The 12,830-nt window shown below is 48.4% G+C and carries 8 protein-coding genes and 1 pseudogene; 7 read left to right on the forward strand and 2 right to left on the reverse strand.

The genetic code is table 11. The features are described 5' to 3' along the window. The first annotated feature begins 46 nt into the window (after positions 1–46). The 7 genes from NDI52_RS33415 to NDI52_RS33445 all read left to right on the forward strand — a co-directional run bounded on the left by NDI52_RS33415 (position 47) and on the right by NDI52_RS33445 (position 12,067). Positions 47–814: a ParA family protein gene (locus NDI52_RS33415; protein ID WP_348254195.1), complete on the forward strand. Its 768-nt coding sequence runs from the start codon at positions 47–49 to the stop codon at positions 812–814. After that, the gene (locus NDI52_RS33420) at positions 814–1,341 is read left to right on the forward strand and encodes a hypothetical protein (protein ID WP_199330809.1); all 528 of its coding nucleotides are present in this window, start codon (positions 814–816) and stop codon (positions 1,339–1,341) included. Before NDI52_RS33415 ends, NDI52_RS33420 begins: the two co-directional genes overlap by 1 nt. A gap of 50 nt (positions 1,342–1,391) precedes the next feature. Next, positions 1,392–2,456, forward strand: coding sequence for a PDDEXK nuclease domain-containing protein (locus NDI52_RS33425; RefSeq protein WP_190770830.1), 1,065 nt, complete (start codon positions 1,392–1,394; stop codon positions 2,454–2,456). Between the two features lie 1,107 nt (positions 2,457–3,563). Next, entirely contained in the window at positions 3,564–7,790 is a 4,227-nt protein-coding gene (locus tag NDI52_RS33430) for a chemotaxis protein CheB (RefSeq protein ID WP_348257082.1), read from the forward strand. 82 nt (positions 7,791–7,872) lie between these two features. Beyond that, the gene (locus NDI52_RS33435; protein WP_190770832.1) at positions 7,873–9,768 is read left to right on the forward strand and encodes an ATP-binding protein; all 1,896 of its coding nucleotides are present in this window, start codon (positions 7,873–7,875) and stop codon (positions 9,766–9,768) included. Between the two features lie 87 nt (positions 9,769–9,855). Further along, the gene (locus tag NDI52_RS33440) at positions 9,856–10,956 is read left to right on the forward strand and encodes a HAMP domain-containing sensor histidine kinase (protein WP_348257083.1); all 1,101 of its coding nucleotides are present in this window, start codon (positions 9,856–9,858) and stop codon (positions 10,954–10,956) included. Positions 10,957–11,023: 67 nt separating this feature from the next. Next, positions 11,024–12,067: a chemotaxis protein CheB gene (locus NDI52_RS33445; protein ID WP_190770833.1), complete on the forward strand. Its 1,044-nt coding sequence runs from the start codon at positions 11,024–11,026 to the stop codon at positions 12,065–12,067. A 2-nt stretch (positions 12,068–12,069) separates the two neighbouring features. Here the strand turns inward: NDI52_RS33445 and NDI52_RS33450 are convergent, their stop codons facing one another. Together NDI52_RS33450 and NDI52_RS33455 are read right to left on the reverse strand one after the other, a co-directional pair. Further along, positions 12,070–12,609, reverse strand: a complete 540-nt coding sequence (locus NDI52_RS33450) for an NYN domain-containing protein (RefSeq protein WP_190770837.1) — start codon at positions 12,607–12,609, stop codon at positions 12,070–12,072. A 63-nt stretch (positions 12,610–12,672) separates the two neighbouring features. Beyond that, positions 12,673–12,830: pseudogene (locus NDI52_RS33455) on the reverse strand (IS256 family transposase); the annotation flags it as partial.

Raw genomic sequence — 12,830 nt, forward strand, 5'->3', positions numbered from 1 at the left:
AGCGGATAAAGGAGGACAGTTCTAGAGACAAACCGGTAAGCCCCCGGTGAGGACGCCCGCCTTTGAGGCGGTCCCACTCATTAAGCCACCGGCTTCGCCGGGGGTGTCTGACTTCAAGGGAGGTACGGGAAAGAGTACCACTGCCCTCAATTTGGGAGCTGCACTTGCTGGGAAACGGAAAGTGCTGCTGATCGATTTAGATGGGCAGCGCACCTTATCCTTTGGTCTGGGTCTAGATGGCAGCGCTCCAACGGCTCTGGAATGGCTCACGGCAGATGAGGCGATCGCTCCCATCCCTACGTCTGTAAAGGGGTTGGATCTCATCCCTGGAGATATTGGGATGTTCCGCATCACCGCTGACCATGACATTTTCACCCCATCCCTTAAAGGTCTAATACCTTTAGGGTATGATGTGATTCTAATGGATTGTCCGCCATCTCTAGGCATTGCTTCGGTGCAGGCCATCCTAGCTAGCAACCGAGTGTTGATGCCTACCCTCTGCGAACCTGCGGCATTAAAGGGGTTAAGTGAAGCGATCGCCCTGATCCGGGACGAAAACACGAACATCCCTATTGATGTGCTGCGGTGTCGCTACAAACGGCAACTCGTGCTGACACGGGAAGCCGACGATCTGCTGGTGGGCAGTGCTGCTGACCTGAACTACCACCTGCTGTATGCCACAATTCCCGAAAACATCAACGTAGCCGAGGCGATCGCTCAACAGCGGCCAGTTCTCGACTATGCGCCCTCTTCTACCGGGGCAGTAGCCTACAAATCCCTGGGGAAAGAAGTCACGAAGCTTTGGAGAGTTTAATGATGAGTTCGACCAAAAAACGTATGGGAGGATTAGGCTCCCTCAGCTCCTTCTCTACGACCACAGCCCCCAAACCAGAGCCGACCTCACCTCCCGAGCCGGAGCCACCGACACCAGAACCGAAACCGGAAGCGATCGCACCCGTCCCCGAGGTGATCGAACCAACCCCGGAACCAACCGAAACTGAAGCCACCGCTCCACCATCATTACCGCCTGCCCCTGCTCCGATTCAAGAGCCAAGCAAGGCTAAGGTAAGCGCTCCGCCCCGTGCCAAGCAGAAAGCAACCGCGAAGGCAGAACCGGACAAACTTGTTACGGTCAACATCAAAATTGGCAAGAAACAGCAGCAGTGGCTGGCGGAAACCGCTACCCAAGTACGGGACAACAACGAGGAACCCGTGCCCCCATCAGAGCGGGTTTATCCTCAGCATCTCATTGGCGTAGCGATCGATCTGCTCCGCTCTGCGAATGTGGATTGGTCAAACATCCGGAATACTGAGGACTTGAAGAAGGTTTTAGACCTTTAGAGGATAAAAGGTTTAGGACTGAAAATATTTACAGATAAGACTGCCGTGCTATGTCCAAGCAAACCTCTATCTCCTCAAACGACGACAATTACGCCGCTATTCTACAAAGCCTGAAGAGTCGCATCCGTACCGCTCAGTTAAGGGCAGCACTGGCTGTTAATCGTGAACTGGTACTGCTTTATTGGCACATGGGGCGTGACATTCTGGCTCGTCAGCAGGCAGAAGGCTGGGGATCAAAAGTTATCGAACGGTTGGCGAAAGACTTGCAACAGGAGTTCCCTGGGATGAAAGGGTTCTCCACTCGAAACCTAAAGTACATGAGGAGTTTCGCCCAAGCCTACCCAGACGAACAAATTGTGCAAGAGGTGCTTGCACAAATTACCTGGTATCACAACATCGCCCTGCTGGATAAGCTAAAGGAGCCTCAACAACGCCTCTGGTACGCTCAACAGGCCGCAGTGTATGGCTGGAGCCGAGATATTCTAGCTATCCAGATCGAGACGGGTTTATTCCAACGCCAAGGCGGCGCGATCACCAACTTCGAGCGCACCCTCCCACCTGAGCAATCAGATCTCAGTCATCAGCTCCTGAAAAATCCGTACAATTTTGAGTTCCTCACTATCAGCAAAGACGCACAGGAGCGGGATTTAGAGCGTGCCCTAGTCGATCGCATTCGTGACTTTCTGTTGGAGATGGGGGTAGGGTTTGCTTACCTGGGAAGCCAGTACCGATTAGACATTGATGGAAACGAGTATTTCATCGACCTACTGCTTTACCACGTCAAACTACACTGCTATGTGGTTATCGACCTTAAGGTGACGGAGTTCAAGCCCGAATATTCCGGCAAAATGAACTTCTACGTGGAAGCCGTCAACCACCTGCTCCGTGATGAACTCGATCGCCCTACCATCGGAATTGTGCTTTGCCGCTCCAAAAGCCGCACGATCGTCGAATTTGCTCTTGGCTCTGTGCAAAACCCTATCGGCGTTGCCACCTACAAGCTCCGCGACGACCTTCCCTCAGAATTACAGGAGAGCCTACCTACGGTCGAACAACTAGAGATGGAAGTGGATGCGGCGATCGCTGAAATGGAACAGAAAGAAAAGGAAGAATAATAGGCACGAAAGACCCAAGGCTTGCAACAGAAAACGCTTACAGTACCACTTCCATCTCAACAAAAAGACCAGAGGCAAACCAAGGCATGTTGAGAAACTATGTCTCTATATAACAGGGGTGCAAGGATGACACTTCTTTTGGCTTCTTTTGCAGACGTAAATCATATGGTCAGTTCCTTCCCATGCCTGCCATAGTCATTAGCTTAGCTACTGTACAGCAAGTCCCAAAGAAGCATCAACTTGAAAGAAGGAAGTGCCGTTATCTCTATCTGATTATTTTCAGGTAACTAGGCAGGGGTTTAATCAGAATATGTGTAATTTAGTGCCACGAAAGATGGAAATGCTCGCTCCATAGGTGTTACAGAAAATTGCACTTATCTCTATCTGATAATCCTCAGACAATTTTGCGACTTTAGCCAACGTTGTTCAGGATGGACAACGTATGAATTAATCTTTTGTGATGCCCCCAGATTTACGCAACGCATTCATCAGCCTTTCAGCTTTAGTGCTGGTCATTTTTTGCCTTAAGCTTTGGTCAGCTTATGATTAAAGTCACAAATTTTCACCCACCACTCCCGAACGCCCAATAGCCACTCACCATCCACGTATTCTGACTAAGAAAAGATACGCATTATGCTGGTTTTAGAGGGAATTCTTGTGAAAGTTGGGACGCTATTCTCAATAAGCTGGTTTTACTTGCGAATAGCGCAGTCAGAATTAAGACTAGTCGAAATGGGCATTCCATATGTAGGGTCTACAATTTCCTGAGGCGCTACCGTTATTGTCGTCTGAGTTAGCGAATGATGAGTAATCAATGGGTTAAGGGTAATGGCTTCTAGTGTTCAGGGACAGGGGCGATCGCCTCATCAGTGCTTAAAAGTCTAACGAGCTTGATATTTCTCATCCGCCTCGATTCAGGTTTTTAGAATTCAATGGTGGCAAACAACAGCTTTGCCAGTTTCAACTCTACAATTTGGACAATTGATTCAGCCTTGAGAGGGGTGTGTTACAGCTACTACCCAGAATTTAATTAAGGACAGCACGATCGCGTAAACCGCCTTAAAGTAGAGAGGAGAACTGCCTTGCTAGGGTGTCTGATTTTAGCCTATGCCTTCTGACTCCTCGCAATCACCGATGTTTGAATTAGCTGGAGAGCCAATTGAGGCCCCTTTTCCCATTGTGGGAGTAGCTGCTTCGGCGGGTGGCTTAGAAGCCTTTACACAATTACTTAGCCATCTCCCAACCGATACGGGCATGGCATTTGTGCTGATTCAGCATTTAGCGCCAGATCACGAGAGTTTGTTGAGTGAGATTCTCGCTAGAGCGACACAAATGTCAGTCCGCGAAGTAGAGAACAACACAACCGTAGAGCCGAATCAAATTTATGTGATTCCGCCTAACACAAAAATGATTCTTACTGAAGGTGTGTTGCAACTGTCGCCCCGTGAGAAGGTGTTGGGCAAATATATGCCAGGAGATGCCTTTTTTGCCTCGTTGGCAGCCGATCGCGGGCATAAAGCGATCGCCGTCGTTTTGTCGGGATCGGATGGTGATGGTTCGCTGGGACTGAAGGCGATTAAGGCGGTTGGAGGCATAACGTTTGCTCAGTGTGAAGACACCGCACAATTTGACAGTATGCCGAACACGGCGGTTGCCACCGGAAATGTTGATTTTGTGCTGCCGCCTGCAAAAATTGCTGAGGAACTGGCAAACCTGAGCCGCAATCCCATGCTGGCTTGTTCACCGCCGCCCATTTTAACAGAAGCATCGCCTCAACCTATTGATGCTTTGGCGACAATTTTTGCCTTGTTACGCTTGAATACAGGGGTTGACTTTAGCCGCTATAAGCCCAACACGATCGATCGGCGAATTCAGCGACGGATGCTGCTGTATAAGCTGGAACAGTTGGAAGACTATGTTGCCTATCTACAAGAGCATCCGGCGGAAGTCAAAGCGCTGTATGAGGAAATTCTAATTCATGTCACCAGCTTTTTCCGCGACCCAGATGCATTCGACCTGTTGAAGGAACGAGTCTTTCCCACAATTACCCAAAACAAGTCTGCTGACGCACCCATTCGGATTTGGGTAACGGGCTGTTCGACGGGCGAAGAAGTGTATTCGATCGCCATCTGTCTGCTGGAATTTTTGGAAGATCAAGCCATCCAATTGCCGATCCAGATTTTTGCAACGGATATCAGCGAAGTGGCGATCGACAAGGCCAGAGCAGGCATTTATGCCGAGAATCAGATGGTGGAAATGTCAATGGCACGCCGCCGTCGATTTTTTCATGCGATTGAGGGAGAGCGATTTCAAATTAATAAGGCGGTGCGTGAACTCTGTGTATTTGCCCGTCAAAATTTAGGCAGCGATCCCCCGTTTTCTAATCTCGATTTAATTAGCTGCCGCAACGTGCTGATCTATTTGGGAGACGCGCTGCAAAAGCGGATTATGACGATCTTCCATTACAGTCTCAATCCGACCGGCTTTCTGCTGTTGGGCACCGCCGAGAGCATTGGTCAACCGTCAGATTTGTTTACGTTAGTCGAGAAAAAGTACAGGCTTTACACCAAGAATTCTAATGCGACTCGTCCGATAGTTTCGTTTATCCCAAGCAGCTATCCGTTGACAAAGGTGAGCGATCGCCAATTAGTGCCCCCTCCAAGCGAAGAGTTTGACTTAGAAAAAAAGGTTGATCACCTGATTGCCAGCCATTACGCTCCGGTGGGAGTGGTGCTCGACGATAAAATGCAGGTGTTGCAATTTCGGGGAAACGTCGATCGCTATCTAAAACTGACCTCTGGAGTTGCAAACTTCAGCCTATTCAACTTATTAAGGGATGGCTTACTGGTCGAGGTACGCGCTGCTATTTATCAAGCGCAACGGCAAGAGGTGCCCGTCACCAAACACGGACTCCACATGGAAGAGGGTGACTCTCGTTCCGAGACACTACGTGAACATTCGAGAATTGTTAGTCTTCAGGTGATTCCCTTTAAAGTTCCAATGACTGAAGAGTCCCGCTTTTTAGTGCTGTTTGAAGACGCGCCCCCCGCTAGTAGCCCTAGTCCGATTTATTCAGATCTGCCTCAAGGAGATTTGGAGCGGGAGATCGCCCGACTCAGGGAAGAACTTGCCGCTGCCAGTCAGGAACGAGCCGCAACTCAGGAATATTTGCAGGCGATTATCAAAGACCAGGAGCATACGAATCAAGACCTCAAAGTTGCTAATGAAGAAATTTTATCCAGCAATGAGGAACTGCAAAGCACGAATGAGGAGCTAGAAACTGCCAAAGAAGAAATACAGGCAACCAACGAAGAACTCAACACGACCAATGCAGAACTTCGTAGTCGGAATGGGGAATTGCACCAGGTCAATAACGATTTGACCAATCTGCTTGCCAGCATCAACATCCCAATTTTGATGTTGACTAACGACTTACGCATTCGCCGCTTTACGCCGATGGCACAGCGTTTATTCAACCTCATTCCAGGGGATGCCGGGCGACCCCTGAGTGACATCAGAGCCAATCTCAACATCCCAGACTTAGAGTCGCTGCTTCTGGAGGTGCTAGAAACCCTGAGCGTGAAAGAGCTAGAGGTGCAAACCCAGGGAGGGCATTGGTACACGTTGCGGATTCGCCCCTACCGTACCACCGAAAATCAGATCGATGGCGTGGTTCTGGTGCTGCTAGACATTGATGCCCTCAAGCGGAGTGCTGTCACCCTAGAAGCAGCTCGGAATTATGCTGAAGCGATCGTCGAAACGGTGCAAATGCCGCTGCTGGTGCTGGAATCTGATTTTCGGGTGAACACTGCCAACCGAACCTTCTATGACACGTTTCACGTAGCTCCCCCCGAAACCGCGCAGACGCTACTGTTTGAGTTGGGCAACGGGCAGTGGAATATCCCCGGACTGCGATTGCTACTAGAAGATATTTTGACCAACGATACGAGCCTGCAAAATTTTGAGGTGGAGCATGATTTTGAGCGGATTGGGCACAAAGTGATGCTGTTGAACGCCTGGAGGGTTGTTCAAGCTGGAGAGACTCAACGAATTCTGCTAGCGATCGAAGACATCACTGAGCGGAAGCAGTTTGAAACCGAGCGATCGCACCTTCTGAACCAGGAACAGGCTGCCCGCCAAGAAGCGGAATCTGCCAACCGTGCCAAAGACGAATTTTTGTCGAATCTCTCCCATGAACTCCGTAACCCACTAAATACCATGCTGGGCTGGTCGCAATTGCTTCGCGAACAGCAGCTCGATGAGGCAGCCGTCGATCGTGCGTTAGAAGTGATTGAGCGGAGTGCCAGGTTACAATCTCAACTCATTGAAGACATGCTAGATCTTTCGCGCATCACCAGTGGCAAGCTGCACCTCAACACGGGGCTACTGGATCTGGTCTCCATTGTGGATGTTGCGATCGAATCGGTTCAACTCGCGGCTGAGGCTAAAACAATTCAACTCGTTTTACAGCTAAATGCTGCCATCGTTGTGGGCGACAGCGATCGCTTACAGCAAGTGCTGTGGAATCTCCTAACGAACGCAATTAAGTTTACGTCTGCTGGTGGACAGATAGAAGTCACAGTTGCACCCGTACAGAGTTATGCCGAAATTCGAGTCAGCGACACTGGACAAGGCATTCCTGAGGAGTTATTACCTTACGTGTTCGATCGCTTTCGTCAAGGAGACGCTAGCAGCACGAAAGCGAGGCAGGGGTTGGGGTTAGGCTTGGCGATTGTCCGACATATTGTAGAACTGCATGGTGGCACAGTGCGAGCCGAAAGCCCTGGAGAAGGGCAGGGAACCACCATTACCGTAAGACTCCCTCTTCGCTCAACAGCTCCAGAGTCTACATCACCAAGTTACTTAGAACCCACAGCAGAAGAGCTTTCAGAAGTTGTAAACCAGGAGGTTCCGTCACTGACGGGCTTACGCATTCTGGTGGTTGATGACGAAGTAGATAGCCTCGATTTGATGAGGTATATTCTAGAAGCGGTCGGAGCAGACGTTGTGACGGTTACCTCAGTTAGGGAGGCGATCGATGCTTTAACTGAATCCCCTGATCAATATGACGTGCTCCTGGCAGATATCGGGATGCCTGATGAAGATGGACTTTCCCTGATTCGGCAGGTGAGAGCATTCGATACAGAGGTCGGAAGACAGATTCCAGCAGCGGCAATTACAGCTTACGTCAGCGATCGAGAGCGGCAGCAAGCGATTGAGGCTGGATTTCAAATACACATGGCTAAACCGATTGACTCAACTCAATTGATTTGGATGGTGGCAAACCTGGGTGGACGAGTAAGCGCGGAGGAAGTGCAGGGTCAAGATCAGTAGATGGATGGGTACACAGCGTGTTCGTGTTGAGTAAGATGCTATGGGCAACAACCGCCATTGAAGCAGGCTAGGGTTAACAGGTATGATATCCCCACAGTTGAAGGCGGTGTATCAAAGAGCATGGGTACTGCAACAACGGGCAAACGACCTACCTGAATCCCAGCAAATACTTTTATCGGAGGCATTGGCGGAGCTTCAGGCAGTTTTAGAAGAATTGCAGGCATCTGAGGCAGAACTGCATCATCAAAACGAAGCGTTAGTCAACACTCGTCAAGCTGTAGAGTCAGAACGCCAGCGCTACAAGGAACTGTTTGAGTTTGCACCCGATGGCTATCTGGTCACAGATGCCCATGGCAAAATTCAGGAGGCAAATAATGCGATCGCAACGCTACTCAATGTTTCGCAAGAGTTTCTGGTCGGCAAACCGCTGCTGATTTTTATTGATCAACCTGATCGCGCCACCTTTCATCGCACCCTGGATCGATTAGAGGAGTTAGACAACCTGCAAGATTGGCAAATCTGCTTGCGCTCACCCCATCGATCGCCGTTCGATGCTGCGCTAACGGTGGCGGTCGTTCGCAATACGTCAGGTCAAATTGTCAGTTTGCGGTGGCTGTTGCGCGACATTACCGAACGCAAACAAGTCGAACAGCTTCTAGCAAACCTCAACTCTGAGCTAGAACGGCAGGTGCAAGAACGCACAGCTGAGCTACAGCAAGCGCTTGAGTTTGAAGCAGGTCTAAAACGAATTACGGATAAAGTGCGGGACAGTTTGGATGAGAGCCAAATTCTGCAAACAGCGGTGCAGGAATTAGCGATCGTACTCGTCTTAATTTGCTGCGATACAGCCCTGTATGACGTTGGTTTAGCCACGTCTACGGTTCGCTATGAGTTTACAAATTTTGAGCTTGAGGGAGTCGCCTGTTCCCCTTCGTCGTTGGGACAGGTGATTTCGATGAGAACCCTACCCGAAACCTATCGTCAGCTTTTGCAAGGTGAATATTTTCAGTTTTGTGAGATTGATCAAAACTCAACTTGTCATCTCACGATTCTGGCTTGTCCCATTGTTGATGATCAGGGTGTTTTGGGTGACCTGTGGCTATTCAAGCCGCAGCAAGAGGGTTTTAGCGAAGCAGAAATTCGCCTGCTGATGCAGGTTACGAACCAATGTGCGATCGCAATTCGGCAAGCCCGACTCTATCAAGCATCGCAAGTTCAGCTTCAGGAGATGAAAAAACTCGACCAGCTTAAAGATAGTTTTCTCAGCACTACGTCTCATGAACTACGTTCTCCCGTGACTAATATGAGAATGGCAATCCGGATGTTAAAAGTTGCGCTGGCTCAAGAGCGGGCTACTGTTGAAGAGTCTACCCAATTAGAAAAAAGAAATACGGTCGATCGGTACCTCAATATTTTAGATACGGAGTGCGATCGGGAAATTAGCTTGATTAATGATTTGCTCGATTTGCAACGACTTGAGGCGGGTGAACATCTTTTAAGTATGGAAACCATTTGTCTCCATGATTGGCTGCCGCCAGTGGTTGCCCCCTTCCAAGAGCGGGCACGAGATCGTCAGCAAACCTTTCAGATAGACCTGGCCCCCAATTTGCCTGTTTTAATTTCCGATCCAGCAACCTTAGAGCGAATTTTGACAGAGCTGTTTAACAACGCCTGCAAATACACACCTCAGAATGGACAAATCGTCCTTACCATTCAAGCTCAACCAGACTCGATACAACTTCAGATCAGCAACACAAGTGGGGATATTTCCGCCAATGAACTCACTCATATTTTTGATAAGTTCTATCGCATTCCAAATGCAGATCCCTGGAAGCAAGGTGGAACCGGATTAGGACTAGCACTGGTACAGAAACTAATCGAACATTTGGGTGGTACGGTTATTGTTGAAAATCTACCAGGAAAGATCCTCTTCACAATTACACTTCTGTCAGTCGAACTTTCATGCAACCCATCCTGATGTATTAATGGGGAATTGTTGGAAACACCACCAAAACCCGCGCTAAAAATTTGTCTCTACCACCACTCATGTAGAATATCAAAACCAATGTTGAATCAAGCATCTGATCGCCTCAAGCAAAATACTCAAAGAATCATGAGGATGTGGGAAGAGCGAGCGCGGGATGAAGTCGGTGCCTCAATTCATCAAAATTCTCTGGTTCTACAAAATTCACTACCTCAGTATCTAAACCAGTTAGTCGATGAACTGTCAAATAAGATTGAAAGGACATCTGCCAGAATAAAAGCCGATCAATTAGAAAGCACTCGGATTGGTAAGCAGCATGGACATGAGCGAGCAGGTTTTTCTGACTACTCCATGCCTCAACTCATTTTTGAGTACCATATTCTCCGTCAAGTCATCTTTCAGGTTTTGGAGGAAGAATCGCTGTTAAAGACGAGGGAGCGAGATATTATTATCGACTCGATTGAGCAGGCTGTTAACGATGCGGCAACTCAGTTTTCTCAAACGCTGCGAGATATTCAAGAGCTATTTATGGTGACTCTGACTCACGATCTTAGAGGTCCACTCAATGTTATCAAAATGGGAACCCAGCTAACTCTGCGTCGGCTTGAACAAGGCGACACCCATGTCAATATTGCGGCGAAAATGTTAAATGCGGTTGATCGGCTGGATTCAATGATCCAAAACCTGCTTGATGCTAGTCGGCTGCGGTCAGGACAGAGCTTGAGGCTTGAATTTGAAGAATGCAGTTTAGACAGCCTTGTTCGGGATGTCGCGGAGGATTTGAGCTTTGCTTATGGGAAGAATCGGTTTGTTGTAATCGCCGATGTTGATGTCAGAGGCAATTGCAGCCTTAAAGAGATCCGGCGCGTCATTGAAAACCTAGCGATTAACGCCGTCAAGTATGGTGCTCCTGATACGCCCATTACACTGACGCTCCAGCAGAACGAGACGCAGATTAGCCTCACTATTCACAATGAAGGGGAGCCGATCGCCCCAGACGCTCAGTCTATCCTCTTTCAACAATTTCGTCGCACGACCTCTGCGGAAGATCAAACAGGATGGGGATTAGGACTATTTTTAGCCAAGAGTATTATTGAGGCTCATCAAGGGACAATTGAAGTTGAAAGTGCAGAGGGTAAGGGAACAAGTTTTATCATTAAGTTGCCGAAAACTTTCGATTAACCAGCTCAGTTGCGCTAAAAGATCCAAATGATGTTGGGCTGCCCTTATTCACTCAAAGAAGGAACTTATGTCTGGACACGACATTATCGTTATTGGCACTTCAGCCGGTGGACTTAAAGCATTAGGGATGGTCTTAGGTGCCCTCCCCTCTAACCTGAATGCTACCCTCTTTATTGTTCAGCATCTCGCTGCTGATAAACCCAGCCTTCTCCCTCAAATTCTGGCAGATGTGAGTGCTCTTCCAGTGTCTCACCCGTCAGATTGCGAGCCAATTCAATCAGCACAAATTTACGTCGCACCGCCTGATCATCACCTGTTAGTTAATAAAGGTGTCATGCGTGTGGTACGTGGACCTCAAGAAAATCGATTTCGACCCGCGATCGACACGCTATTTCGTTCCGCCGCCCGTGCTTATGGTCCTAGAGTGGTAGGTGTAGTGCTGACTGGCTACCTGGATGACGGCACGGTAGGATTGCAGGCAATCAAGAAACGAGGTGGAGTTGCGATCGTGCAAGACCCCAGCGAAGCCGAGTATCCTAGCATGGCAAAGAGTGCCTTGCGGTTTGTCAAGGTCGATTACTGCTTGCCGCTTGCAGAAATCTCAGACCTGCTGGTGCAGTTATCCAAGGAACCCGCCGAGGAAGAGGAGGAGGCATATCCCGTGACTGAAGAGATCGAAGTTGAATCCAAGATTGCAGAACAGGGAATGAATACCCAGGAGTTTTTAGAGCATGTCGAAGCGATCGGCACTCGCACGACTTACACTTGCCCGGAATGCAACGGTAGCATCTGGCAAATTGGCACATCAGAACCGCTGCGGTTCCGCTGTCATATAGGGCACTCTTTTACGGCGAATGTGTTCCTATCAGAGCAAACTCAGAATTTGGAAAATGCCTTGTGGTCGGCTGTCCGGGCAATGGAAGAAAAGGTAACATTTGCACGTCAAATGGCTGAGCGGATGGAAAGTTACAATCTACTCAACGATGCCACGAAATATCAGGAACATGCAAAGGGTTTAGATCAAGAAGTAGCGCTGATTCGGGGACTGATTCTCAACGGCTTTGCGACAAAACGAATGATTACTACAGATGAGGAACAGGCATCACTGTAGACTCAACCTTGAAGAACCACCGATGGCTGATCGGCACGATCATCAAACTTTTGAATGGTTTGTTGAATGCTGGCAAGATCAACATAACAGTTGGCAACATCAATCAGAGAGCTGCTGGTCATCGAACGCAAGCCAACAACCTCAACTCGAACGCCCTGAGCCGCAATAGCATTCACTACATAGACGAAATCTCCATCGCCGCTAACTAAGACAGCGGTATCGCAATGCTGAGCTAACCTCATCATATCCACCGCAATTTCCACATCTAGATTAGCTTTTTTAGTACTATTCTTATCCTGTGTTAACGCTTTAGTAATGATGCGAAAGCCACTATAGCGCATCCACTGAAGAAACCGATACTGTTTCTCATTCATCGGATCGTAGCCTGTATAAAAAAAGACATGAATCAGGAAATCGTTAGCCACTAAATATTGAAGCAGCTTAACATAATCAATTTCAGTATTTAGTTTTGAAGCGGCATAAAACAGATTTGAGCCATCGATAAAAACAATGACTCGCCCGCGATCGCCTTGATTAGAAATGCAATTTTCATCAGCAGACGGATTGAGGAGAGTGTTTAGATTTTTGTGTAAGCCTTTAGATTTTTAATAGTTGAAGCGTCCTGGAAATAGGATAGCAAAATGAGACAAGGCTGCCTTCCAATTTTTTATCGGTCGATTCCATCGCTTAGCAATGTTGTTCATTGCCAAATACATCAGCTTGAAAACAGACTCCTCATCTGGAAACACAGCCTTGGTTTTAA

The sequence above is a fragment of the Leptolyngbya sp. PL-A3 genome (genome assembly GCF_039962325.1).
Taxonomy (GTDB): Bacteria; Cyanobacteriota; Cyanobacteriia; order Elainellales; family Elainellaceae; genus Vacuolonema.

What these genes read in the sequence shown, in the direction of transcription:
- NDI52_RS33420 (WP_199330809.1), top strand. Translation starts at nt 814, where the DNA reads ATGATGAGTTCGACCAAAAAACGTATGGGAGGATTAGGCTCCCTCAGC.
- NDI52_RS33425 (WP_190770830.1), top strand. Translation starts at nt 1,392, where the DNA reads ATGTCCAAGCAAACCTCTATCTCCTCAAACGACGACAATTACGCCGCT.
- NDI52_RS33430 (WP_348257082.1), top strand. Translation starts at nt 3,564, where the DNA reads ATGCCTTCTGACTCCTCGCAATCACCGATGTTTGAATTAGCTGGAGAG.
- NDI52_RS33435 (WP_190770832.1), top strand. Translation starts at nt 7,873, where the DNA reads ATGATATCCCCACAGTTGAAGGCGGTGTATCAAAGAGCATGGGTACTG.
- NDI52_RS33440 (WP_348257083.1), top strand. Translation starts at nt 9,856, where the DNA reads ATGTTGAATCAAGCATCTGATCGCCTCAAGCAAAATACTCAAAGAATC.
- NDI52_RS33445 (WP_190770833.1), top strand. Translation starts at nt 11,024, where the DNA reads ATGTCTGGACACGACATTATCGTTATTGGCACTTCAGCCGGTGGACTT.